This window comes from Pseudomonas libanensis (assembly GCF_001439685.1).
Taxonomy (GTDB): Bacteria; Pseudomonadota; Gammaproteobacteria; order Pseudomonadales; family Pseudomonadaceae; genus Aquipseudomonas; species Aquipseudomonas libanensis.
Genome location: NZ_JYLH01000004.1, coordinates 164,545 through 191,021 on the forward strand (window position 1 = coordinate 164,545; position 26,477 = coordinate 191,021).

The window sequence follows — 26,477 nt, forward strand, 5'->3', positions numbered from 1 at the left end:
GAAAATCTCGGCATTTCAGATCAGCGGCTGCCTCACAAACCCTCCAGCTCCGCCATCAAATCACTCAGCCGATCCGCCTTTTCCGCGCTGATCTCACTGGCCGCCAACCCCTCGATATACTCAGCCAGCTCCGCCACTGTGCTGCACTCGAACATCGCCCGCAGCGGCACATCGCGCTGCAAGGTCTTCTGTACCCGTGAAGCAATCTGCGTGGCCAGCAGCGAGTGCCCGCCCAGTTCGAAGAAGTTGTCCTGCACCCCAACCCGCTCCACTTTCAGCACTTCGGCCCAGATAGCCGCCAACGTGGTTTCCAGTTCAGTGCGAGGCGCCACATAGTCCTGGCTGTGCAACTGGCCAATCTCCAGGGCCGGCAGGGCCTTGCGGTCGAGTTTGCCGTTGGCATTCAGGGGCAGGCGTTCAAGCCATAGCCAATGCAGCGGCACCATGTATTCGGGCAGTTCGGCACGCAGGCGTTGCTTGATGCGCTCCAGCTGTTCGCTCGGGTCGAGCGTGGCGTCGGCGACCACCAGGTAACCGACCAGGTGCTTGCCGTTGACCCCCTCTTGCACACCCACCGCCGCATCACGCACGTGCGGTTGCTCATGCAGACGCGCTTCGATTTCCCCCAGCTCGATGCGATAGCCGCGAATCTTCACCTGATGGTCGATACGCCCGACGTATTCCAGCACGCCATCGCTGCGTCGACGCGCCAGGTCGCCGGTGCGGTAGAGACGTTCGCCCGGCGCGCCAAATGGGTTGGGCACAAAGGCCTGGGCAGTGCGCAGCGGATCGCTGACGTAGCCGCGGCCGACACCGGTGCCGGCAACGCACAATTCACCGACCGCGCCTTGGGGCACCAATTCCAGTGCGCCATCGAGCAGGTACAAACGGTTGTTGTCGGTCGGCGTACCAATCGGCAGGTAGGTGCCTCGGGTCGAGGCCAGATCGACGCGGAAGAACGCCACGTCATCCGAGCACTCCGCCGGGCCGTAGGCATTGACCAAACCTATATCCGGATAGCGCAACAGCCACTGATGGGCCAACTCCGGCGGCATGGCCTCCCCGGTCGGCAACATCCAGCGCAGGCCGTCGAGGCTGATACGCTCCTGGGCCAGCATGCCCTGGATCAGCGATGGCACACTCTCCAGCACGGTGATGCCCTGTGCTTGAACGTGGGCCAGCAGCCCTTGCGGATCATGGGCAATGGCAGGCGGCACGATGTCCACCCGCGCACCAAACAGTGGCGCGGCGAGGAACTGCCAGACGGAAATGTCGAAGCTTTGCGACGCGGTCTGGGCGATCACATCGGTGTCGCTCAGACTCAGGTACGGCACCTTGCTCAACTGGTTATTGAGCATGCCGCGCTGTTCGACCATCACGCCCTTGGGCAAGCCAGTGGAACCCGAGGTGTAGATCACGTAGGCAAGGTTGTCCGGGCCACTGTAGACACCTGGGTTTTCGCCACGGGCGGGAATTTCTTCCCACACCAGCAACTGGCAATCAACACCTTCGAGCAACTCGATGGCCTGCTCGCGGCACGCCTCGGTACAGACCAGCAACGGCGTGCGGCTCAGGTCAATGATGCGGCTCAAACGCTGGCTTGGCAGGCCCGGATCCAGCGGCAAATAGCCGGCACCGGCCTTGAAGCTGCCGATGATCATGCCGAGCAAGTCCAACCCACGTTCAGCCAGCAACGCCACCGGTTGGTCCACGCAGACTCCCGCCGCAATCAGCGCATGGCCGAGGCCATTGCTGCGGCGATTCAGATCCTCGTAGCTCCATTGCTGGTCAAGACAACTGGCGGCGATACGCTGCGGATGCTGCGCGACCTGCTCCTCGAACAACTCGATGTAGCTGCGTTCCAGCGGGTAGGCATGTGCGCTCTGGTTGCAGCCGTCCACCAGGAATTCACGCTCCTGCTCGCCAATCAGCGACAACTCGGCCATGTCGCCATGGAAGCCCTGCACCAGCGCCAGCAACAGGCGCTTGAACTCAGCGAGCATGCCTTGCACGGTGCTTTCGTCGAAATAACGCTTGTCGTAGGACAGGTGCAAACCGAGGTCATCCCCCGGATAGCACACGGCGGTCAGCGGGAAGTTGGTGTGGGTGCGACCGGAATCCGAGGTGGCGTTCAGGCTTTGCGCGCGATCGAGCACCGAGACTTCCACCGGCGCGTTCTCGAACACAAACAGGCTGTCGAACAGCGGCTGGCCCTTGGGCAATTCGCTGTGCTCCTGGATAGTCACCAGCGGCAGGTATTCGTACTCGCGCAATTGCATATTGCTGTCGAGCAAGGCGCTCAACCACTGGCGCACGCTGCACGTCTGGCCGTCCTCGGGCAGTTTCACCCGCAGCGCGATACTGTTGATAAACAGCCCCACGGTGCGCTGCATCTCGGGCATGTCCACCGGGCGCCCGGCCACGGTGACGCCGAACAACACATCGCGATCGCCACTCAAACGCCGCAGCACCAGGGCCCACGCTGCCTGGGCGAAGGTGTTGACGGTGAGCTGATGCGCCTGGGCCAGTTCGCGCAGCTGCGCACCGTCGCGGGCATCCAGGCGGGTGTAGCAGTCGCCCACCACCATGCCGCCGCTGCCACCAGCATGTTCGCGCAGGAACGGGCGGTCGCTCGGGATCGGCGTGGTGCGCTCGAAGCCTTGCAAGTTTTGCTGCCACCACTGGCGCGCCTCGTTGAGGTTCTGGCGTTGCAGCCAGGCAATGTAGTCGCGATAGCGCGGCGGCGTCGCCAGTTGCGCGTCGCGGCCTTCGCCCAGGGCCGTGTAGATATCGAAGAAGTCATTCATCAGCAGCGAACGGCACCAGGCATCGATGAGGATGTGGTGGTTGCTCATCATGAACCAGTAGCGCGCCTCGCCCACGCGGATCAGGCGCAGGTGGAACGGGGCCTGGTTGAGCAGATCGAATCCGGCTTCGCGCTCGGCCTTGAGCAAGGCTTGCAGACGCGGCTCCTGCTCATCCTGCGGGTCGGCGCTCCAGTCCAGGTATTCAATCGGCGTGCTGCCGGGCTTGTGGATCACTTGCAGCATGTCTTCGCCGACGTTCCAGCAGAACGAGGCGCGCAAGGCTTCGTGGCGGGCGATCACCGCTTGCCAGGCCTGGGCAAAACGCTCGGGGTCCAGGGCGCTGTTGATACGGTAGCGGTCCTGCATGTAATACAGCCCGGTGCCCGGCTCCAGCAGGGTGTGCAGCAGCAGGCCCTCTTGCATCGGGGTCAGCGGGTAGACATCTTCGATGGCGCTGGCTGGCACCGGCAAGGCATCCAGTTGCGCCTGGGTCAGGTGGGCCAGGGGGAAGTCGGACGGCGTGAGGCCACCCGCATCGTCCTGCAGGCAATGAGCGATCAGGCTGTGCAATTCGGCCAGGTAAGCCTCGGCCAGATCGCCCACCACCTGTTGATCATGCCGCTCACGGCTGAAGGTCCAACGCAACACCAGCTCACCGCCATACACCTGGCCATCGACGCTCAACTCATTGGGCAACGGCGCATCCGGATCATGGGCCAGGCCAGCGGATTCCTCCAGCGGGTGGAACAATGCATCGGTACCAAAGCTCTGGTCGAACTGGCCCAGGTAGTTGAAGGTGAGCTGCGCGCTCGGCAATGCGGCCATGTTCTGTTTGCACAGGTCATCGGCCAGGTAGCGCAGCACGCCATAGCCCAAGCCTTTGTGCGGCAGGGCGCGCAGTTGCTCCTTGATCGCCTTGATCGAGTCGCCCTGCCCGGCCTGCGGTGTCAGGCGCAACGGATAGGCACTGGTGAACCAGCCAACGCTGCGGGTCAGGTCGATGTCATCGAACAAGGCCTCGCGACCATGGCCTTCCAGCTGGATCAATGCCGAGTCGTGCCCGCTCCAGCGGCACAGCACGCGGGCCAGGGCGGTCAGCAGCAGGTCGTTGACCTGGGTGCGATAGGCACTCGGTGCCTGTTGCAGCAACTGGCGGGTGCGTTCGGCGTCCAGGCGCACGCTGACTGTTTCGGCATCGCAATTGCGTAATGTTCCATGCGGGCGCTGCACCGGCAAGGCCGCGGCCGGGCCGGCCAACTGCGCCTGCCATACGCTCAACTCTTCGCGCAGGGATTCACTCTGGGTATAGGCCTGCAAGCGCGCCGCCCAATCGCGCAACGCGCTGGTCTTGGCCGGCAGGCTGACGGACTGGCCTTCGCTGAGTTGGCGATAGACGTTTTGCAGGTCTTCCAGCAACACACGCCAGGACACCCCATCCACCACCAGGTGATGGATCGCGATCAGCAAGCGTTGCTGGCCCTGCGGCCCGTCCACCAGCAGGGCACGCAACAGCGGCCCGTGCTCCAGGTCGAGGCTACGCTGGGTGTCCGTGAACAGTGCGGTGCACTGTTGCATATCACCCACCTGAGCCTGCATCAGCACGCCGCCTTCCGGCACGGCCAGGTGTTCGGCGTGCCATTGCGCGCCGCGCCGGGTGAAACTCAGGCGCAGGGCGTCGTGGTGTTCCAACACCGCCAGCAGCGCTTGCTCCAGGCGATGGGGGTCGAGCAGTTGCAGGGGCTTGAGCACCAACGCCTGGTTCCAGTGCTGGCGTGCCGGGATGTCAGTGTCGAAGAACCAGTGCTGGATCGGCGTAAGTCCGGAGCTGCCGGTCAATGCACCTTGCTCGGCGGTGACCTGCTCCGAACGGGTGGCGACGGCAGCCAGGGTCTGTACGGTCTGGTGCTGGAACAGGTCGCGGGGGCTGAAATGAATGCCGGCCTGGCGTGCACGGCTGACCACCTGAATCGACAGGATCGAGTCACCGCCCAGCTCAAAGAAGTTATCGTCGAGGCCGACTTGCTGCACGTTCAACACCGCGCACCAGATCGCTGCCAGGGTGCTTTCAAGCGCATTGCGTGGTGCCACGTAATGTTGGCGATTGGCCTCCTGATCCGGCTCAGGCAAGGCGCGGCGGTCGAGCTTGCCGTTGGCGGTCAGCGGCATGCTGTCCAGCACGATCAAATGCGCCGGCACCATATAATCCGGCAGTTGCGCCTTGAGGTGCGCCTTCAGCGCTTCGCGCAGCGCACCGTGTTCGGCATCGCTGACCAGGTAGGCCACCAGCTGTTTGCCACTCGGCGCATCCAGCGCCAGCACCACCGCCTCGCGCACGGCGGGATGTTCCAGCAGGCGCGTTTCGATCTCGCCCAGCTCGATGCGGAAACCGCGGATCTTCACCTGATGGTCGATGCGTCCCAGGTATTCCACCAGGCCATCGGCGCGTTGGCGCACCAGGTCGCCGGTGCGGTACAGACGCCCGCCACTGGCGGCAAACGGATCGGCGACAAAGCGCTCCGCCGTCATTCCCGGACGGCGGTGATAACCCTGGGCCAGGCCGGCGCCGCCGATATACAACTCACCACTGGCGCCTTGGGGCACCAGCGCCAGGTCGGCGTCGAGAATGTAGGCCACGCGCTCACCGATGATGCTGCCAATCGGCACGCTGCCGGCGCCCTCCTCCACCTGCTGCGGCGCCAGGCTGGCCAAGGGCATCACCACAGTTTCGGTCGGGCCATAGGCGTTGAAAAACACCTCGGGCGTGAACGCTGCCCGGATGCGCTGCAAATGCTCCCCGGTCAATGCCTCGCCACCGGTGATGCACATGCGCACCGGCAAGGTCTGCTGCTGGGTCGCCAGCCACTGGGCCAACTGGCTGCCGTAGCTGGGGGTGAAGCCGAGGATATTGATACGATGGGTGCGAATCAGTGCGCAGATCTCTTCGGCATCCCACTGCCCCTGGGCGCGCAGCACCACCTGTGCACCACTGAGCAGCGGCACCAGCAAACGCTCGGTGGCGGCGTCGAAGTTGATTGAATAGAAGTGCAGTTCGCAGTCATCGGCACGCATGCCAAACCGCTGGATCACCGCCTGGCAATGCATGGCGATTTCACCGTGGGACACCACCACGCCTTTGGGCTTGCCGGTGGAGCCCGAGGTGTAGATCAGGTACGCCTGGTGCTGCGGCAGGCTCACAAACGGCAGTGCATCAGCGGGATAATTGGCCAGCACCGGCAGGTCATCTTCCAGGCACCAGCACGCCACCGTTGCCGGCAATTCGCCGAGGGCTTCGAACATCGCCGCATCACTGAGCAGCAGGCCGATGCCGCTGTCCTCGATCATGTAGTGCAGGCGGTCCAGCGGGTATTCCGGATCCAGTGGCACGTAGGCGCCACCGGCCTTTAGGATCGCCAGCAGGCCAATGACCATTTCCAGCGAGCGCGGCAGCGCCAGGCCGACACGCACCTGCGGGCCCACGCCGCGTTCGCGCAGCATCCACGCCAGGCGGTTGGCGCGGGCGTCCAGTTCAGCGTAACTCAGGGTCACCCCGGCAAAGGTCAGCGCTGGCGCATCGGATCGCTGGCTGGCCTGCTGACTGAACAACTGATGGATGCACTGGTCGAGGCGATGTTCGCCCTTCTCCACCCCCAGGCTGTCTTGCAAGGCGCGCTGTTCATCTGCGCTCAGCAACGGCAATTCGCTCAGACGCTGCTGCGGGTTGGCGATCAAGGCTTGCAACAGGTTGCGCCAATGCTCGGCCATGCGCGCAATGCGCGGCTCATCGAACAAGTCGGTGCTGTAGGTCAGGCAGCAACCCAGGCGATGGTCGAGGTCGGTGACTTCCAGGTTGAGGTCGAACTTGGTCGCCCGCGCATCGTTGGCCAGGTACTCGACGCTCATGCCCGCCAGTTGGCGGCGCTGCTGGAACTCCCAGCGCTGCACGTTGCACATCACCTGGAACAACGGGTTGTACGCCGCGCTGCGCGGCGGTTGCAGGGCTTCGACCAGATGGTCGAACGGCAGGTCCTGATGGGACTGGCCCTCGATCACGGTGTGACGCACCTGCTCGAACAGCTCGGCGACACTCATCTGCCCATTGAGCTGGCAACGCAGCACCTGGGTATTGAGGAACGCGCCGATCAGCCCTTCGCTTTCCGGGCGAATGCGGTTCGCCACCGGGGCGCCGATGCGCAGGTCGGTCTGGCCGCTGTAGCGGTAGAGCAACACGGCCAGGGTCGCGGTCATGGTCATGAACAGGGTCAGGCCGCGCTCGGCATTGAAGGCGCGTACACGGGCGGCCAACGCATCACTCAGGTCGAAGCGGTACAGCTCGCCTTGATGGCTTTGCACCGCTGGCCGTGGGCGGTCGCCGGGCAGCTCCAGCAACGGGTGTTCAGTGCCCAGTTGCGCGGTCCAGTAATCCAGCTGACGTTGGCGCTCGCCAGACTCCAGCCACTGGCGCTGCCAGACGCTGTAGTCGAGGTACTGCACCGGCAGCGGCACCAGCGGCGAGTCGCGTTCGTCGATAAAGGCTTCGTACAAGGCGCTGAGTTCACGAGCAAAGATGTCCATGGCCCAGCCTTCGGTGACGATATGGTGCAGGGTCAGCACCAGGTAGTGTTCCTGCCCGCCGGACTTGACCAGGCAGGCCCGCAACAGCGGCCCGGTTTCCAGGTTGAACGGCGTGTGGGCTTCTTGATCCGCCAGCTGCCGCAAGCGCTGTTGGCGCTCGGTTTCGTCCAGCGCTGAGAAGTCCTGCCAGTCCATGCGTACAGCGGTCTGCGGCGAAACCTTCTGGTATGCCACGCCGTCGACGCTCGGGAAGGTGGTGCGCAGGGTTTCATGGCGCATGATCAACGCCTGCAACGCTGCCTCGAAACGCTGTACATCCAGCACGCCGCGCAGGCGCGCCATGCCGCCGACGTTGTAGGCCGGGCTGTCGGGCTCCATCTGCCAGAGGAACCACATGCGCTGTTGGGAATAGGACAACGGCACCGGCGCGCTGCGGTCGACCTTGGCGATTGCCGTCTGTCGGTTGCGTTGGCCGGCGGCCTGGATCAACTCCACCTGCTCGACAAAGGCGCCCAATTCGCTGGCTTCGAACAGGGTGCGCAACGGCAGCTCGACGTCACACGCCTGGCGGGTGCGCGAGATGATTTGCGTGGCCAGCAACGAGTGCCCGCCTAAGGCGAAGAAGTCATCGCCCAGGCCGATACGTGGCAGGCCAAGCACTTCGCGCCAGATTGCGGCGATTTGCAGCTGCAACGCTGTGTGCGGTTCGACGTGCTCGCGGGTCTGCCAGGCCGGCTCCGGCAAGGCGCGGCGGTCAAGCTTGCCGCTCGGGCTCAGCGGCATGGCGTCCAGGCGCATCAGCAGCGCCGGCACCATGTACTCCGGCAACTGGGCGGCCAGGGTGGTCCTGACTTGCTGTTCGTCCAGTTCGTTGTGGGCAGTGTAGTAACCGATCAACTGCGCATCGCGTACCAGCACCACGGCTTGGGCAATGCCATCGAGGGCCAGCAGGCGCGCTTGAATTTCTTCCGGCTCCACACGGAAACCACGCAGTTTGACCTGCTGATCCAGACGCCCGAGGTATTCAAGTACGCCATCGGCACTCCAGCGCGCACGGTCACCCGTGCGATACAGACGTGCGCCGGCCGCACCCAAGGGGTCTGCGACAAAGCGTTCAGCGGTCAGCCCGGCGCGGCCAAGGTAACCACGCGCCAGGCCGATGCCGCCGATGCACAACTCACCCGGCACACCGGCCGGCAACGGGTTGAGCTGCTCGTCGAGCACACGGCAGATTACATTGCCCAAGGGCCGGCCAATCGGCGATCGCTCGCCATCCGCCGCGGCGCAATGCCAATGGGTGACGTTGATCGCAGTCTCGGTCGGGCCATAACGGTTATGCAATTGCACCGCAGGCAGCTGGGCCAGCACGCGATTACGCAACTCGGCGGGCAAGGCTTCGCCACCGGAGAACAGGCGGCGCAGGCTGGTACATTCGGCCACCAACGGCTCGTCGATAAACACCTGCAACAGCGGCGGCACGAAGTGCAGCGTGGTCACGCCATGTTCCTGCACCAACTGCGCGATGCGGTGCGTGTCGCGATGCTCACCCGGCCCCGCCAGCACCAGGCGGCAACCGCTGATCAACGGCCAGAAGCACTCCCACACCGACACGTCGAAACTGATCGGCGCCTTTTGCATCAGCACGTCGGTTTCATTCAGTTGGTAAGTGGCCTGCATCCACTGCAAACGTTCGGCCAGCGCGCCATGGGTGTTGCCCACGCCCTTGGGTTGGCCGGTGGAACCGGAGGTATAGATCACGTAGGCAAGGTTGTCGCCGTGCAGGTGCAGGCCCGGTGCCTGGGTTGGCCAGCGGTCGAGGTGCAGGCTGTCCATGGCGATCACGCACACGCCTTCGGCGCTGGGCAGTTGCGCCAGCAAGGCGGTCTGGGTGAGCAGCAACTGCACGCCGCTGTCCTTGAGCATGTAGGCCAGGCGCTCGGCGGGATAATCCGGGTCCAGCGGCACATAGGCGCCACCGGCCTTGATGATCGCCAGCAGGCCGACCAGCAGTTGCGGCGAACGCTCGGCGGCGATGGCCACGCACACGTCCGGGCCGACGCCTTTGTCGCGCAAGTAATGGGCCAGACGATTGGCCTGGGTGTGCAGCTGGGCGAAGGTCAGGCTGCCATCCTGCCAGACCACTGCGGTGGCGTCCGAGACCTGTTGGTTGAGCAGCTCGGGCAACCATTGCCGGGCCGGCTCACAAGGTGCTGCGCTCCAGGCGTGTTGCTCGTCGGCCAGCATCAACGGCACGTCGCCGAGAGCTTGCTGGGGTTGCGCGCACACGGCTTGCAGCAGGTGAATGAAATGCTCGGCCAAGCGCTGGATGGTCGCGGCCTCGAACAGCTCGTCGGCGTAGTCGAACGACAGGCTCAAGCGCCCGTTGCGGTCTTCTTCGCTGTGCAATTGCAGGTCGAACTTGGCTTCGCGGCTGTGCCATGGCAGTTCATCGGCGAGCAGGCCCGGCAGGCGCCGCAAGGCGCCGAGGTCACGTTGCTGGTGGTTGAACATCACCTGGAACAGGCCCTGTTCGCGGGCCTGGGGGAAGGCTTCCAGCAGTTGTTCGAAAGGCAGGTCCTGATGGGCCAGGGCGGCCATTGCCGTCTCGCGGGTGGTCGCCAACAGTTGATTGAACGGCAGGCGCCCATCCAGTTCGGCACGCAGCACCAGGGTGTTGATAAAGAACCCGATCAGGCCCTGGGTTTCCTGGCGCGGGCGGTTGGCATTGGGCACGCCGATACGGATATCGCGCTGCCCGCTGTAGCGATAAAGCAAGGTCTGGAACGCCGCCAACAACAGCATGAACGGCGTCGACTCGTGGGCCTGGGCGGTCTGGCGAATCGCGGCGCTGAGGCGCGCATCCAGGCGCACGCTATGGCGCGAAGCACTGTGCCGATGGAGCGCGGAACGCGGGTGATCGGTGGCCAGGTCCAAGGCGGGATGCTCTTCACCCAACTGCGTTTTCCAATACGCCAGTTGTCGCTGGCCCTCGCCTTCGGCCAACCATTGGCGCTGCCAGCTGCCGTAGTCGGCGTAGTGCAAGGTCAACGGTGGCAGGTCCAGGTTCTGGCCTTGGACGGCAGCGGCGTACAGGCGCGAGAACTCATCGATGAGGATATTCAGCGACCAACCATCAGCGATGATGTGGTGCAGCGTCACCAGCAGTTGGTGGTCTTCATCGTCCAGGCGCACCAGGGTGACCCACAGCAGCGGGCCTTTTTCCAGGTCGAACTGGGTACGCGCCTCGTCTTCGCGGATCTGTTGCGCACGGGCGTCGCGCTCGGCGTAGGGCAGGTCGCTGAGGTCGATGACTTGCAGTGCGAAATCCACCTGCGGTTCTACACGCTGGAAGGCTTGCCCATCACGTTCGTAAAAACGCGTACGCAGCGCTTCGTGGCGCTGGATCAAGTGCTGGAAGCTTGTGCGCAGCGCATCTTCATCCAGTTCGCCACGCAGGTGCAAGGCACCGGGAATGGTGTAGGCGCTGCTGTGTGGGTCCAGTTGCCAGGTGATCCACAGACGGTTCTGGGCCAGGGATTGGGGCAGGTCTTCGTGGCGCGACAGCGCATGGATCGCGCCCTGGGCAACGCCGCCGTCCTGTTGCAGTTGCGCCACGCCGGCGGCAAACGCCGACAACGTCGGGGCTTCGAACAGCAGGCGCAGGTTCAGCTCCAGGCCCAGGGTTTCGCGCAGGCGGGCGACCACCTGGGTGGCGGTGATGGAGTTGCCACCGAGCAGGAAGAAGTGATCGTCGGCGGCCACGCTGTCCAGTTGCAATTGCTCACACCAGATCGCCGCGATCTGGTTGTGCAGGTCAGACTCCAGCGCCACCTCGCTTGCCTGCGTTGGCAAGCCGGGGAATTGCGCGTAGCTGTCGAGGCTGCCATCGGCATGGCGAATCGCGCACGCCGAGCGTTGCACCTTGCCGCTGGAGGTCTTTGGCAACGCACCGGGATTGAGCAGCACCACCACGCTCGGGGCTTCTTGATAAGCCTCGGCCACGGCTTGGCGGATCGCCTTGATCAGCGCTTCGGGTGGCAGGATTTTTTGCACACTGCGGCTGATTTCCGCCGCAATGCCGATACCTTCCACGCCCTGGTCATTCACCGCAAAGGCAGCAACCCGGCCCTTGCGCACCACCTCCACTTCGCGCTCGATGGTCTGTTCGATGTCCTGGGGGTAGAGGTTGTGACCACGCACGATCAGCAGGTCTTTGAGGCGCCCGGTGATGTACACCTCGCCGTCGCGGATGAACCCCAGGTCACCGGTACGCAGCCAGGTGCGGCCGGCGTGCTCGACGAAGGTTCTGGCGCTGGCTTCGGGGTTGCGCCAGTAGCCGTGGGCGATGCTCGGGCCCGTGGCCCAGAGTTCACCGACGCAGTTGTCGGCAAGCTCCGTGAGCGTGTGAGGATCGGCGATCAGCACAGCGTGGTCCGGCTGGCTGGTGCCGCAACTCATGATCGCACTGCCCTGCCCGGGTTCGGCGCGGTTGGCGGCCAGGGCCTGTTCGTCCATGCGCAGCGCGGGGATGCCGCGGCCACGGATGCCGCCGGCGACAAACAGGGTCGCTTCGGCCAGGCCGTAGGAGGCAAAGAAACTGTTCGAGGTGAAACCACAGCGGGCGAATTTTTCCGCGAAGCGTTCCAGGGTATCGAGACGAATCGGTTCGGAGCCGGAATAGGCCACGCGCCAGCGACTCAAGTCCAGGCGCTCCAGGGCCGATTCACTGACCCGTTCGCTGCACAGGCGGTAGGCGAAATCCGGACCGCCGCTGATGGTGCCGCCGTATTCGCTGATCGCCTCCAGCCAACGCAATGGGCGGCCAAGGAAGTAGGCCGGCGACATCAACACGCAGGGCACGCCGCTGAAAATGGGTTGCAGCAGGCCGCCGATCAGGCCCATGTCGTGGTACAGCGGCAGCCAGCTGACAATCACGTCATCGGGGTTGAGGTCGATGCCGAAACCACGGCGGATCAATACTTCGTTGGCGACCAGGTTGCCGTGGCTGACCTGCACGCCCTTGGGCAAGGCGGTAGAGCCGGAGGTGTATTGCAGGAAGGCGATGTCGTCAGCTTGCAGCTCGGGCTCGAACCAACGCTCGGCCTGCTGTGCATCCAGGCTGTCCACGCTCAATACTGGCGGTGCGTTTTCGATCTGCGCCAGGCCTTCCCGGAGGCTGGCAATGGTCAATAGCAGGCACGGCTCGGCGTCCTGGATGATCGACAGCAAACGCTCCTGGTGATGACGGCGCGTGGACTCCGGCGGATAAGCCGGCACCGCGATCACTCCGGCGTACAGGCACCCAAAGAACGCCGCGACGTAGTCCGGGCCGCTGGGGAACAACAGCACCGCACGCTCGCCCGGGCCGGCCTTGGCTTGCAAGGCGGCGGCGATGGTGCGGGCGCGCAGGTCCAGATCACGGTAGCTGAGCACCACGCTCTGCCCGGCCGACTCGGCCAGGAAGCGCAGAGCCACCTGGTCCGGTGTCTGCGCAGCACGGCGTTGAAGGGACTGGACCAAAGTGCGGGGAAGTTCGAAGGCGTCCATCATGGGGTTCCTGCCTGAAATCGGCTTACGGGAAATTCGGCTTACTTGAAAATCAACAGTGGCGAGCGATCAGACCGCGAGCCGCTGCCGCGCCGCGTCGATGCGCCAGCGCGCCAGGTGTTCCTCGGCATAGCGGCGCATGCAACGCAGCACGGCGCTTTCGTGCTGCACGAGGAAGAAGTGGTGGCCGTCAAACATGTCCAGGGAAAAACCGCTGGCGGTGTCGAGCTGCCAGTCGAGCAACTGGTCGGCGCGCACGCTGTCCTGCTTGCCGCCGAACACATGGATCGGCAGGCCCAGGGGCTTGCGCTCGCCATAGGTGAAGCTGCCGCACAACAGGAAGTCAGCGCGCAGGATCGGCAGCATCAACTGCATCAACTCGGGGTTGGCCAGGGCCTCTTCGGCGGTGCCCTGCAATTGGCGCAAGCGGGCGATCAGTTCGGCATCGTTTTTTTCGACGGCGTATTCACTGACATCGCGTCGCGCCGGCCCGGCGGTGCCGGAAGCGAACAGCGCCAGGGGCGCCGGCACATCGCGCGCACTCAAGGCATGGGCCAGTTCGAAGGCCAGCAACCCGCCAAGGCTGTGGCCAAACAGGGCATAGGGGCCGTCGAGTTCATCGCTGATTTCCTCGGCCAACTGCGCCGCCAGGGCCTTGATATCGCGCTGCAACGGCTCGTCCATGCGCAGGCCGCGCCCGGGCAATTCCAGCGGGCACACCTGCAGCCAATCCGGCAGGGCGCGACGCCAGCGAGCGTAGACCGAGGCACTGGCGCCTGAATGAGGCAGGCAAAACAGGCGCAGCCGGGGTGGCGCACTCATGAGGCGAGGACTCCAAACTGCAACATGCCGAATGCACGATAAAAACCCATCTGGTCCTCCTGCGGGTACTGATCCTTGGCCGTTGTACTAACAGGCCTGTCACCCAGAAGAACGGACGGCAGAGGCAAATAATTAGTCGTCGGGGACGAGCGAGACGTGGTTCACACCTTCTACAAAGGCATAAGATTAGTTCGCCTTCTCATTTGACAATCATTATCATTAAGCATAATTTGTTGCCCGATGTGTAGGAGGCCTCAGCAGGGACGCCCTCCCCTAACCTAATAGCAGCAAGGTGATTTCCATGACGGAACAAGTATCCACAGGCAGGTGCGATTCACCCCTTCTCCAGGCGTTTGTCGACAATCGGCTCATGCTGGTGAAGATCGCGGCACGTATCACCGGTTGCCGCTCCCGCGCCGAAGATGTGGTTCAAGACGCCTACTTCCGACTGCAGTCTGCGCCGACGATCACTTCATCGTTCAAGGCCCAGCTGAGCTACCTGTTCCAGATCGTGCGCAACCTGGCCATCGATCACTACCGCAAGCAGGCCCTGGAGCTCAAGTACTCCGGGACGGAAGAGGAAGGCTTGAATGTGGTTATTCACGGCGCTTCACCGGAAACCTCCCACATCAATTTCAACACCCTGGAAAACATCGCCGACGCCTTGACGCAACTGCCCCAGCGCACCCGCTACGCGTTCGAGATGTACCGCCTGCATGGCGTGCCGCAGAAGGACATTGCCAAGGAACTCGGGGTTTCGCCGACGTTGGTGAACTTCATGATTCGCGATGCGTTGGTGCATTGCCGCAAGGTGTCGGGCAGTCATAGCGATACGTTTGCGCGCAGGGTTTGAACGCGGCGCAAACAAACGTGGAAGGAGCGGCGCGGGGATTCGACCGGTCTCTGATAATAGATGCCGAACGCGATCAATGTGGGAGGGGCTGGCTCGCGAAGACGTTAGCCCAACAAACATTGATGTTGGCTGACCCACCGCTATCGGGAGCAAGCCCCCTCCCACATTTCGCCCCCAGAGATCTCAGGGCAGCGGTGTTACATCAATTCGATACGGCTCAAAGATCTTCAGCATCTGGCCATTGTCCCGCAGGCCCTTGAGCAACGCCGAAAACGCCTCCCCCGTGATCGGTGCCTTTGGCCGCAGCAACGCGTAATGGTGATACACCTGGTCAATGCGCTCCGACACCAGGAACTGCCTGGCCATGCTCGCGTTGCGCACCATGAAATCACTCAGGTAGGAACGGGTGATCAGCGCGATATCCGCACGCCCACGCGCCACCATCAGCAAGTTGCTGTCATGGGAATAGGTCAACGTGGCGTTGAAGCGTTCGGCCATGTTTTTGGGGTCGGGGTTGAAGTTGGCGAAGGCGTAGTGATAGCCGCTGAATACCGCCAGGCGTTTGCCGGTGAGATCGGCGAAGTAACTCTGGTCACGCCCGGCCTGGCGTTGGGCGACGAAGATTTCTGCGTCTTCCAGGCCCATGTCGACGCTGGTATGGGCAATCTCCTGCCAGCCCCACAACGGGTTTTCGAAGACCGCCATATCGACCCGACCTTGCTCGAAGTCGCGAAAACGCCGGGGGATAGAGGTGGGTACCAGTACAAACTGATAGTCGGTTTGCTCAGCGTTCAGCGCCTCGAGCAATTGCGGCAGCAAACCGGTGTCTGCCCCTTGCTCGGGACGCACGGTGTAGGGCGGAAAGTGCGCCGCACCGACCCTCACCAATTGCGCAGCGCTCGCCTGCGTCCACGCGGCGCTGCCCAGTGCCCATAATGTAAGTCCTGCAGCCAGCCGCCATGGCGAAAACATCGAGGCACACACCGTTGAATTCTTTGATGGCGATAAGCTAGGCGTTTTTATCTGGGGAGACAACTTTAGCCATCAAATTTAATAACTTGCGCCTCAGTCTGACTTAAGCACCATCAGCAACGCCTCTTCAGCCAATTGCTCAAGGGTCAGGCTGCCCTGGGCGCGGAACCAGGTGGTGGTCCAGGACAGCGCGCCGGTGAGGAAGCGCCGGGTGATGAACACATCGCCCTTGATGTAGCCAGCGGCCTTGGCCTCACCCAATACCTGCAGCCAGATCTGTTCGTACACGTCGCGCAGGGCCAGCACCTGGGCCTGACCTTCGGCCGACAGCGAGCGCCATTCGTAGACCAGCACCGCCATGGCCTCGCCACTGCCGCCCATGATCGACTGCAACTCGCAGCGAATCAGCGCCAGCACACGCTCGCGCACGTTATTCGCCTCCTCCAGCGAAGCACGCATCATCGCGGTGTTGTAATGGATGGTTTCCTCCATCACTGCCCGCAGGATCTCATCCTTGCTCTTGAAATGATGAAAGATGCTGCCCGACTGGATGCCTACGGCGCTGGCCAAATCCCGCACGGTCGTGCGTTCAAAGCCCTTGTTGCGGAACAGGTGAGCTGCGGTTTGCAGCAGTTTGCCCCGCGCACTTTCCGGATCAGTTAATTGGCCACCGTCGACCATGGTGCGCATCACCCCCAAGGCTTTGTGCTCATCCACGCTACTCTCCTTCACTTCAACTGACGTCTTGGGCGGCAATTTAGGCCGTGGCTGCCACCCAAGCAAGCGCTTGGGTAAAACTTGTTTCGACAGTTTACAAACCAAGCGCTTGCTTGGTAGTCTCGACGCCAGCCATTGGAGCAGGGACTTCTCATGAGCAAGACGGTTCGTATCGGCTGCGCCAGCGCCTTCTGGGGTGACACCTGCACTGCCGCCGCCCAGTTGGTGCACGGCGGCGCCTTGGATTACCTGGTATTCGACTACTTGGCCGAGGTCACGATGTCGATCCTGGCCGGTGCGCGCATGAAAGACCCCAAGGCCGGCTACGCAACAGATTTTGTCGAGGTGCTCACGCCCTTGCTGGCGGATATCCAGCGGCAGGGCATCCGGGTAATCAGCAATGCCGGCGGCATCAACCCCCGGGCGTGCGCCGCCGCCCTGCAAGCGGCTTGCGACCAGGCTGGCATCGGCCTGAAAATCGCCGTGTTGCTCGGCGATGATCTGCACCCCCAACTCAAACACCTGCCCACGGTCACCGACATGTTCAGCGGTGCCTCACTGCCACCCGTGTGTGTGTCCGCCAACGCCTATCTCGGCGCGCCAGGCATTGCCCAGGCCCTGGGGTTGGGCGCCGATATCGTTATCACCGGCCGGGTGGTCGACAGTGCAGTGGTCAGCGCAGCACTGGTGCACGAATTCAACTGGTCGTGGCAAGACTACGATCACCTCGCCCAGGCCGCCCTGGCCGGGCATATCATCGAATGCGGCGCCCAGTGCACCGGCGGCAACTTCACCGACTGGCGCGACGTGCCCGACTATGAGCACATCGGTTTCCCCATCGTCGAAGTCAGCGCCGACGGCCACTTCACCGTGAACAAGGTCGAGGGCAGCGGCGGGCTGATCAGCGAACTCAGCGTGGCCGAACAACTGCTGTATGAAATCGGTGACCCGCGGGCCTATGTGCTGCCGGATGTGATCTGCGATTTCAGCCAGGTCAAATTGCAGCAACAAGGCAAACACGCTGTACGCCTGCACGGCGCCAAGGGGCTGCCACCCACCGACCAGTACAAGGTCAGCGCCACCTACCCCGATGGCTTTCGCTGTACCGCCAGTTGCCTGCTTGCAGGTATTGACGCGGTAGCCAAGGCCGAGCGGGTCAGCCAGGCAATCATCAACAAGACCTCGGAACTGTTCAGCCAGCGCGGCTGGGCGCCCTACACCGACGTCAACATCGAACTGCTCGGCAGTGAAGCCACCTACGGCGCCCATGCCCGGCGTGACGATTGCCGTGAGGTGGTGGTCAAGCTCGCCGTACGGCACCCGAGCAAGCAGGCGCTGGTGCTGTTCGCCCGTGAGATCGCCCAGGCGGCCACCGGCATGGCGCCGGGCCTGACCGGCATTGTCGGCGGGCGGCCGACGGTGTATCCGCTGATCCGGCTGTTTTCGTTCCTGATCGACAAGTCGTGCTGCGAAGTGGTCATCGACTACCAAGGCCAACGCCATGCCGTTGAGCTGCCCGCCTCTACGCCCCTGCTCACGCCGGCTGCGCCCATCGAGCCGGCCAAACCCCAGGGCCGCGCCGACGCCAGTGTGCCGCTGGTGAAACTCGCCGTGGCACGCTCCGGTGACAAGGGCAACCACAGCAATATCGGCGTGATCGCCCGCCACCCCGACTACCTGCCGTGGATCGCCGAAACGCTGACCCCGGAGGTGATCGTCGACTGGATGGACCATGTGCTCGATCCGATCTGTGGCCGTGTCGAACGTTGGTATTTGCCCGGCAGCCACAGCCTGAATTTCCTGCTGGAAAATGCCTTGGGCGGTGGCGGCATCGCCAGCCTGCGCATCGACCCGCAAGGCAAAGCCTTCGCCCAGCAGTTGCTGGAAATCCCCATCGCCGTGCCGCAGCACATTGCCGATCAACTCAGCTAAAGGACCATCGCCGTGGCCTTCAACTCGATCTTCAAAGCCGGCCTGTTCCAGGGGCAAACCGTGATTGTCACCGGTGGCGGCAGTGGCATTGGCCGCTGCACCGCCCATGAACTGGCGGCCCTTGGCGCCCGTGTCATCCTGGTGGGGCGCAAGCCGGAAAAGCTGCAGAAGGTCGCGGCGGAAATTGCCGAAGACGGCGGCATCGCCCATTGGCTGGCCTGTGATATCCGTGATGAAGAGGCGGTAAAGACGTTGGTCGCCCAGGTCATCCACGATCACGGCCCGATCCATGGCTTGGTTAATAATGCGGGTGGCCAATATCCGTCGCCCCTGGCCGCGATCAATCAAAAAGGCTTTGAAACCGTACTGCGCACCAACCTGGTGGGCGGTTTCCTGATGGCGCGGGAAGTGTTCAACCAATCAATGAGCCAACACGGCGGCGCCATCGTCAACATGCTCGCCGACATGTGGGGCGGCATGCCCGGCATGGGCCACTCCGGCGCGGCGCGCTCGGGCATGGACAACCTCACCAAGACCGCCGCGTTTGAATGGGGTTATGCCGGGGTGCGTGTGAATGCCGTGGCCCCCGGTTGGATCGCCTCCAGCGGCATGGACACCTATGAAGGCGCGTTCAAGGCGGTGATCCCTACCTTGCGCGAGTATGTGCCGCTCAAGCGCATCGGCACCGAGTCGGAAGTCAGCGCCGCCATCGTGTTTCTGCTCAGCCCGGCCGCGGCCTTCGTCAGCGGCAGCACCCTGCGCATCGACGGCGCCGCCAGCCTGGGCAGCCGGGCGTGGCCGCTGCACAAGGCGCAGGCGCCGAGTGAGCCGTTCAACGGTTTTCACCGTGCCTACCTGCCGGATGTACTCAAGGCGGAGCAATAGAGCATGCCGGTGATTGAGACCTTGATTGATGCCCACAGCCCGCAGTTCGCGCAAAACCGCGAAGCCATGCTCGCCGCCATCGCCCAGTTGCGCCAACTGGAACACACCCTGCTTGCCAAGGCCCAGGAAGCCAAGCCCAAGTTCGACAAGCGCGGCCAACTGCTGCCCCGTGAGCGCCTCAACCTGCTGCTCGACCCCGGCGCGCCGTTTCTTGAACTGGCAAGCCTTGCCGGCTACAAACTCCATGACGATAAAGACGGCAGTGCGGCGGGTGGCGGGTTGATCGCCGGTATCGGCTATGTCAGCGGCGTGCGTATGCTGGTGGTGGCCAACAACAGCGCGATCAAAGGCGGCACCATTTCCCCCTCCGGGCTGAAGAAATCCCTGCGCCTGCAACAGATCGCCATGGAAAACAAACTGCCGGTGGTAACCCTCGCCGAAAGCGGCGGCGCCAACCTCAACTATGCCGCCGAGATTTTCGTCGAAGGCGCGCGCAGCTTTGCCAATCAGGCACGGATGTCGGCCATGGGCCTGCCGCAGATCACCGTGGTGCATGGCTCGGCTACCGCAGGCGGCGCCTACCAGCCGGGGTTGTCGGATTACGTGGTGGTGGTGCGCGGCAAGGCCAAGCTGTTCCTCGCCGGGCCACCGTTGCTCAAGGCCGCGACCGGCGAAGTCGCCAGCGAGGAGGCACTGGGCGGCGCCGAGATGCACGCGCAAACCGCCGGCACTGCTGAGTACCTGGCGGAAAACGATGCCGACGGCGTGCGCATCGTGCGTGAAATTGTCGGCTTGCTGGCGTGGAATCAGCGTCTGCCCCTCGCGCCCAAACGTGCCTACGCAGAGCCGCTATATCCCATTGAAGAGTTGCTGGGGCTGATCCCCGATGACCCGAAAAAACCCTACGACGTGCGCGAGATCCTCGCACGCCTGGCGGACGGCTCGCACTTTCTTGAATTCAAGGGCGAGTTCGACGCCCACACCGTCTGCGGCCACCTGCAGATCCAGGGACGCGCCGTCGGCGTGATCGGCAACAACGGCCCCATCACACCCAAGGGCGCGAGCAAGGCCGCGCAATTTATCCAGCTGTGCGACCAGAGCCGCACGCCGCTGCTGTTCCTGCACAACACCACCGGTTTCATGGTCGGCACCGAGTCTGAACAGCAAGGGGTGATCAAGCACGGCGCGAAGATGATCCAGGCGGTGGCCAATGCCCGTGTGCCTAAACTCACCATCGTGGTCGGTGGCTCCTACGGAGCGGGCAACTACGCGATGTGCGGCCGCGGCCTGGACCCACGTTTTATCTTCGCCTGGCCCAACAGCCGCACGGCGGTGATGGGCGGCGCGCAGGCCGGCAAGGTGCTGCGCATCGTCACCGAAGCCAAGCAGTTGAAGGACGGCTTGGTGCCCGATCCCAAGGTACTGGACATGCTCGAACAGGTCACCGCGCAGAAGCTCGACAGCCAATCCACCGCACTCTACGGCAGCGCCAGCCTGTGGGACGACGGGCTGATCGATCCACGGGATACCCGTACCTTGCTCGGGTTTCTATTGGATATCTGTGATGAAGCCGAACGGCGGCAACTGCAACCGAACAGCTTTGGCGTGGCGCGTTTCTAACCAGGAGAACAATAAAAATGATCTTCACCCAGGAGCACCAGGAACTGCGCCGCACCGTGCACGCCTTCGTCGACCGCGAGATCAACCCCTATGTGGATGAATGGGAAAAAGCCGGGCGTTTTCCTATCCATGAAATCTTCCGCAAGGCCGGCGACCTCGGTCTGCTGGGCATTTCCAAGCCGGAGCAGTTCGGCGGCATGGGCCTGGACTACAGCTACTCCATCGTCGCCGCCGAAGCATTCGGCAGCATCCACTGCGGCGGCATCCCCATGTCCATCGGCGTGCAGACCGACATGTGCACCCCGGCCCTGGCCCGTTTCGGTTCCGACGAACTGCGTGACGAATTCCTGCGCCCGGCCATCAGCGGCGAACAGGTCGGCTGCATCGGTGTTTCGGAAACCGGCGCCGGCTCCGACGTGGCCGGGCTCAAGACCCATGCGCGCAAGGACGGCGGCGACTACGTGATCAACGGCAGCAAGATGTGGATCACCAACTCGCCCAGCGCCGACTTTATCTGCCTGCTGGCCAACACCTCCGATGACAAGCCGCACATCAACAAATCCCTGATCATGGTGCCGATGAACACCCCGGGCATCAGCGTCAGCCCGCCCCTGGAAAAGCTCGGCATGCACAGCTCCGAGACCGCCCAGGTGTTCTTCGACGGCGTGCGCGTGCCGCAGCGCAACCGCATCGGCCAGGAAGGCGCGGGCTTCATGATGCAGATGCTGCAATTCCAGGAAGAACGCCTGTTTGGCGCGGCCAATATGATCAAGGGCCTGGAGTACTGCATCGACAGCACCATCGCGTACTGCAAGGAACGCCAGACCTTCGGCAAGGCGTTGATCGACAACCAGGTGATCCATTTTCGCCTGGCCGAACTTGCGACCGAAATCGAATGCCTGCGCGCCTTGGTCTACCAGGCCACCGAGCAATACATCAAGGGTCAGGACGTCACCCGCCTGGCGTCCATGGCCAAGCTCAAGGCCGGGCGCCTGGGCCGCGAGGTCAGCGACAGCTGCCTGCAATATTGGGGCGGCATGGGCTTCATGTGGGACAACCCGGTGGCCCGCGCCTATCGCGACGTGCGCCTGGTGTCGATTGGCGGCGGCGCCGACGAAATCATGCTGGGCATCATCTGCAAACTGATGGGCACCCTGCCCGGTAAAAAGCCATGAACACTTTGCTGCTCGAAGCCCATAGCGGCGTGCTGCATATCACCCTCAACCGGCCCGAATGTCGCAATGCGATGAGCCTTGAAATGGTCAATGAGCTGCGTGCGGTACTGGCGCAGTTGGACGGCCAGGTGCGCGCCGTGGTGATCAGCGGCGCGGGCGGGCATTTTTGCGCGGGGGCCGATGTGAAGGATCTGGTCGGCGCGGGGGATGAACTGCAAGCGTTGAACCGGGCATTTGGCACCTTGCTGCAAGAGGTAGAGGCGCTGCCGCAGGCGGTGATTGTATTGTTGCAAGGCGCGGTGCTGGGCGGCGGCTTTGGCTTGGCGTGTGTGAGTGATATTGCGATCGCCGACCACCAGGCCCAGTTCGGCTTGCCCGAGACCCGCCTGGGGTTGCTGCCGGCGCAGATTGCGCCGTTTGTGGTCAAGCGCATCGGCTTGACCCAGGCACGGCGGCTGGCGCTGACGGCGGCGCGGTTTGATGGGATTGAGGCTGGCCGTTTGGGCGTGGTGCATTTTGTCGAGCACGATGCCCAGGCACTGGCGCAGCGGCTGGATGAAGTGCTGGGTCAGGTATTGCAGTGCGCGCCGGGGGCCAATGCGCGAACCAAATCCCTGTTGCTGGCAAGCGTGGATGAGCCGCTTGATGCAGTACTGGACCGGGGGGCGCAGTGGTTTGCCGAGGCGGTGAGGAGTGAAGAAGGGGTTGAGGGGACGCAGGCGTTTATGCAGAAGCGAAAGCCGAGTTGGTCTCGATGACGCCATCGCAGGCAAGCCAGCTCCCACAGAGGAACCCGTTTCAAATGTGGGAGCTGGCTTGCCTGCGAAGAGGCCCCAACACACGCCACATTCATCAAGGGATAACCCAATGCCCGCATTCACCAAGATCCTGATCGCCAACCGCGGCGAAATCGCCTGCCGCATCCAACGCACCGCCCAGGCTCTGGGCTATCGCACCGTGGCCGTCTACAGCGACGCAGATACCGATGCCCTGCACGTACAGATGGCCGACGAAGCCGTACACATCGGCCCGGCTCCCGTACACCAGTCCTACCTGAACACAGAGGCCATCCTCGCCGCCGCCCAACTGACCGGCGCCGACGCCATTCACCCCGGCTACGGCTTCCTCTCGGAAAATCCCGACTTCGCCCGTGCCTGCCAGCAGGCCACTCTCACCTTCATCGGCCCCAGCGCCGAGGCGATCGAACTGATGGGCAGCAAACGCCTATCCAAACTCACCATGCTCGACGCCGGCGTACCCTGCATCGCCGGCTACCAAGGCAGTGCCCAGGACGATGCCACCCTGCAACAGGAAGCCGAACGCATCGGCTTCCCGCTGATGATCAAGGCCAGCGCCGGTGGCGGTGGACGTGGCATGCGTCTGGTGTACCAGCGCGAACAGCTGCTGGAGCAACTGCGCACCGCACGCTCGGAAGCCATGAATGCGTTCGGCAGCGACGAACTGATCCTCGAACAGGCGCTGATCGACCCGCGCCACGTGGAAGTGCAACTGTTCGGCGACAGCCATGGCAACCTGATCTACCTCGGCGAGCGCGACTGTTCGATCCAGCGCCGCCATCAGAAAGTCATTGAAGAAGCACCCTGCCCCGTGATGACGCCCGATCTGCGCCAGGCCATGGGCGAAGCCGCGCTCAAAGCCGGGCGGGCGGTGAACTATGTGGGTGCCGGCACCGTGGAATTTTTGCTTGATCGCAACGGCCAGTTCTATTTCCTGGAAATGAACACGCGCCTGCAAGTCGAACATCCCGTCACTGAGATGATCACCGGCCTCGACCTGGTGGACTGGCAGTTGCAGATCGCCGCCGGCCAACCGCTGCCACTCACCCAATCACAGGTGACCCTGACCGGCCACGCCATGGAAGTGCGCCTGTACGCCGAAGACCCGGCCCAGGGCTTCCTGCCGCAAACCGGCGACGTGCTGCGCTGGGAACCCGCGCCTGGCGTGCGTATCGACCATGGCTTGCATGAAGGCCAAACCATCAGCCCGTTCTACGACCCGATGCTGGGCAAGATCATCGCCCACGGCGCCAGCCGCGAAGAAGCCCGGCGAAAACTGCTGCGGGCCGTGGAAGACACCCTGTTGCTGGGCGTAGCGACCAACCAGCGCTTGCTCATCGACCTGCTCAAGCACCCGAACTTTATTAACGGCGACTTCAGCACAGGCTTGATCGCTGAACACTTCAGCGTCATCCCACAGCAGACGGCGACCGCTGAACAGCTCTCGCTGGCCGCCGCGCTGTTCTATCAACACAGCGCCAACCAGCACACCCAAACACTTGCGCGCTGGCGCAATACGGCGAGTGTCTCCGTAACGTACCGCCTGGAGGCCAACGGCCAACTCCACAGCGTCAGCGTTGACGACCTGCGACTCACTACCGACGGCCGCCACGCCAGCCTGGTCATCAACGGTATCCGCCGCCACATCGCCTATCACCTGGACGGCAACCGGCTATGGCTACCAGGGCTGACCGTCACCGACCGCACCCAGCAAGTCGCCAGCCGCCAGGCCGGCGCCAGCAGCGGCACGGTCCAGGCGCCCATGGACGGCGCCATCGTCGATATACGGGTATGCGTCGGTGAGACCGTCAGCAAAGGCCAACTGTTGCTGGTGCTCGAAGCGATGAAAATGGAGCACCCGTTGAAGGCCGGTATCGATGGCACGGTCAAGCAGATGCGCGTCGTGACGGGCGATCAGGTGCGCAACCGTCAGGTTTTGCTGGAGATCGAATAACGGCCCTGGGCGGAACTACAGGGCCGGGCTACGCTCTATCCCCATCAGGAAGGGACGAGTACGGGAACCTGCACCATGCCTCATTGGCTGATTATTGACCTTGAAGCCACAACGGATGACGGCGGCTGGCCCGTGACGGAGATGGAAGTCATCGAGATTGGCGCCAGCCTGGTCAACCGCCAGGGCCGCGAACTGGATCACTTCCAGCGCTTTGTGCGGCCACTGCGACGGCCATTGCTGACGCCCTTTTGCCGCAAACTGACCCACATCACCCAGGCCAATATCGACGCAGCCGCACCGATCACCGAGGTGTGGCCGCTGTTCGAGCGCTGGCTGGGCCAGCATCAGGCACGCCTGGAAGGCTGGGCCAGCTGGGGGGATTACGATCGCGTGCAGCTTGAGCTGGAATGGCAACGCCATGACCTGGCCAGCGCCCTGGGCCAAACGCCCCATGTGAACCTCAAGCAACGCTTCGCCAAGGCCCGGCGCCTGGACAAGCCGCTGGGGCTCAACGGCGCCCTGCAACTGGCGGGGATGCAGTTCCATGGCCAGCAGCATCGCGCGTTGGAAGATGCACGCAATACCGCACGCCTGTTGCCGTTGATTTTGCCGGTCTAGGCAGCTCCCACAGGCTTGGGCATACTGGCCGGCCTTTCCAGACCCTTTTCCGAGGATTCACCCATGTTCAAAGTCAACGAGTACTTCGACGGCACCGTCAAGTCGATCGCTTTCGGCACCGCAGAAGGGCCGGCGACCATCGGCGTGATGGCCCCGGGTGAATACGAATTCGGCACCGCCCAGCGTGAAATCATGCACGTGGTTTCCGGCGCCCTGACCGTCAAGCTGCCCGACAGCAGCGAGTGGGAAACCTTCGCCGCCGGCAGCCAGTTCAACGTACCGGCCAACAGCAAGTTCCAGTTGAAGGTTGCCGTGGACACCGCTTACCTGTGTGAATACCGCGGCTAAGCATCACCGGCAAACAACAATGCCCGCCTCCAGCGAGACGGGCATTTTTTATTCCAGCACCGTCACCGGCATGCCGACTTCCAGGCGCCCGATGCCGTCGTTGACCAGGTTCTGGCCAAACATCGCACCCTTCTCGGTCTTGCGATAGGTCTCCAGCGTCGCGAAAGGCTCACGGTCGGGGCTGCGCTCGCCGGTCTGCGGGTCAATGGTGGTGAGGATGCAGCGCGAGCACGGCTTGACCACCCGAAACTCCACGTCGCCGATGCGCAAGCGTTTCCAGCCATCTTCGGCAAAGGCCTCGGCGCCCTCGATCACCAGGTTGGGACGAAAGCGCAGCATTTCCATCGGCCGGCCGATATGCGCACACAGGTCGTCCAGAGAAGCCTGGCCGATCAACAGCAAGGGGTAACCGTCAGCGAACCCCACCTGATCGTGATCCTGGCCATAACCGGAGTCGGTAGAACGCGCACGCTCCAGGGGCATATGCACCAGGCGCGTGGGTTTGCCGATGAACGCACTGACCCAGGCCGCCGCTGCATCGCCCGCATCCGGTACGCGCAGGGTGTCGCGCCAGATGGTGACACCGCGTAAGTCCTCGTCGCCGGGCAAAGCCACCTCCAGCGGCGCATGACCGGGCGTACTGAGGGTCAGGCCGCCCATACTGTTCCACAGCGCCGACAGTTGGCTCATCTTCGCCACGGCCCGTTGCGTCAGGAACCGCCCGCTGGCCTCGTCCACCAGCATCCAGCGTCGATCCCCCTGCAACCCGAGTTTATCCAGGCCGATCTGCTGCAAGGGTTCGCCCTTGCCGGACTTCAACGGGTAACGGTACAACGCACTGAGACGAAGCATGGGCCT

The 26,477-nt window shown here is 63.4% G+C and carries 14 protein-coding genes; 9 read left to right on the forward strand and 5 right to left on the reverse strand.

Features of this window, described 5'->3' with window-relative positions; all coding sequences use genetic code 11:
* Positions 1-32: 32 nt before the first annotated feature.
* Positions 33-12,929: a non-ribosomal peptide synthetase gene (locus TU73_RS08050; protein WP_057011756.1), complete on the reverse strand. Its 12,897-nt coding sequence runs from the start codon at positions 12,927-12,929 to the stop codon at positions 33-35.
* A 66-nt stretch (positions 12,930-12,995) separates the two neighbouring features.
* A complete protein-coding gene (locus TU73_RS08055; RefSeq protein ID WP_057011757.1) occupies positions 12,996-13,748 on the reverse strand; it encodes a thioesterase II family protein in 753 nt (250 codons plus the stop codon).
* 301 nt (positions 13,749-14,049) lie between these two features.
* Here TU73_RS08055 and TU73_RS08060 point away from each other — a divergent pair, with 301 nt between their 5' ends.
* Positions 14,050-14,601, forward strand: a complete 552-nt coding sequence (locus TU73_RS08060) for an RNA polymerase factor sigma-70 (RefSeq protein WP_043049829.1) — start codon at positions 14,050-14,052, stop codon at positions 14,599-14,601.
* Between the two features lie 183 nt (positions 14,602-14,784).
* Here the strand turns inward: TU73_RS08060 and TU73_RS08065 are convergent, their stop codons facing one another.
* Both TU73_RS08065 and TU73_RS08070 read right to left on the reverse strand, forming a co-directional pair.
* Positions 14,785-15,573 carry a substrate-binding periplasmic protein gene (locus tag TU73_RS08065; RefSeq protein WP_057011758.1) on the reverse strand — a complete coding sequence of 263 codons (789 nt, stop codon included), beginning with the start codon at positions 15,571-15,573 and terminating at the stop codon, positions 14,785-14,787.
* Positions 15,574-15,666: 93 nt separating this feature from the next.
* Positions 15,667-16,290, reverse strand: coding sequence for a TetR/AcrR family transcriptional regulator (locus TU73_RS08070; RefSeq protein ID WP_046071823.1), 624 nt, complete (start codon positions 16,288-16,290; stop codon positions 15,667-15,669).
* A 153-nt stretch (positions 16,291-16,443) separates the two neighbouring features.
* On the opposite strand from TU73_RS08070, the gene TU73_RS08075 reads away from it, so the two are divergent.
* From TU73_RS08075 to ppnP, 8 genes are all read left to right on the forward strand, one after another.
* Positions 16,444-18,222, forward strand: coding sequence for an acyclic terpene utilization AtuA family protein (locus TU73_RS08075; protein WP_057011759.1), 1,779 nt, complete (start codon positions 16,444-16,446; stop codon positions 18,220-18,222).
* Between the two features lie 12 nt (positions 18,223-18,234).
* A complete protein-coding gene (locus TU73_RS08080) occupies positions 18,235-19,107 on the forward strand; it encodes an SDR family oxidoreductase (protein WP_057011760.1) in 873 nt (290 codons plus the stop codon).
* Positions 19,108-19,110: 3 nt separating this feature from the next.
* Entirely contained in the window at positions 19,111-20,727 is a 1,617-nt protein-coding gene (gene atuC / locus TU73_RS08085) for a geranyl-CoA carboxylase subunit beta (RefSeq protein WP_057011761.1), read from the forward strand.
* Between the two features lie 17 nt (positions 20,728-20,744).
* On the forward strand, positions 20,745-21,902 hold the full coding sequence (atuD, locus tag TU73_RS08090) for a citronellyl-CoA dehydrogenase (RefSeq protein ID WP_057011762.1): 1,158 nt from the start codon (positions 20,745-20,747) through the stop codon (positions 21,900-21,902).
* Positions 21,899-22,660, forward strand: a complete 762-nt coding sequence (locus TU73_RS08095; RefSeq protein WP_057011763.1) for an enoyl-CoA hydratase/isomerase family protein — start codon at positions 21,899-21,901, stop codon at positions 22,658-22,660. The genes atuD and TU73_RS08095 overlap by 4 nt, the downstream gene beginning before the upstream one ends.
* Before the next feature lie 109 nt (positions 22,661-22,769).
* The gene (locus TU73_RS08100; protein ID WP_057011764.1) at positions 22,770-24,653 is read left to right on the forward strand and encodes an acetyl/propionyl/methylcrotonyl-CoA carboxylase subunit alpha; all 1,884 of its coding nucleotides are present in this window, start codon (positions 22,770-22,772) and stop codon (positions 24,651-24,653) included.
* Between the two features lie 75 nt (positions 24,654-24,728).
* Positions 24,729-25,271: a 3'-5' exonuclease gene (locus TU73_RS08105; protein ID WP_046071816.1), complete on the forward strand. Its 543-nt coding sequence runs from the start codon at positions 24,729-24,731 to the stop codon at positions 25,269-25,271.
* Positions 25,272-25,334: 63 nt separating this feature from the next.
* A complete protein-coding gene (ppnP, locus tag TU73_RS08110) occupies positions 25,335-25,619 on the forward strand; it encodes a pyrimidine/purine nucleoside phosphorylase (protein ID WP_046071815.1) in 285 nt (94 codons plus the stop codon).
* A gap of 48 nt (positions 25,620-25,667) precedes the next feature.
* On the opposite strand, the gene TU73_RS08115 is transcribed toward ppnP, so the two are convergent.
* Positions 25,668-26,471 carry an MOSC domain-containing protein gene (locus tag TU73_RS08115; RefSeq protein WP_057011765.1) on the reverse strand — a complete coding sequence of 268 codons (804 nt, stop codon included), beginning with the start codon at positions 26,469-26,471 and terminating at the stop codon, positions 25,668-25,670.
* Positions 26,472-26,477: the final 6 nt, after the last annotated feature.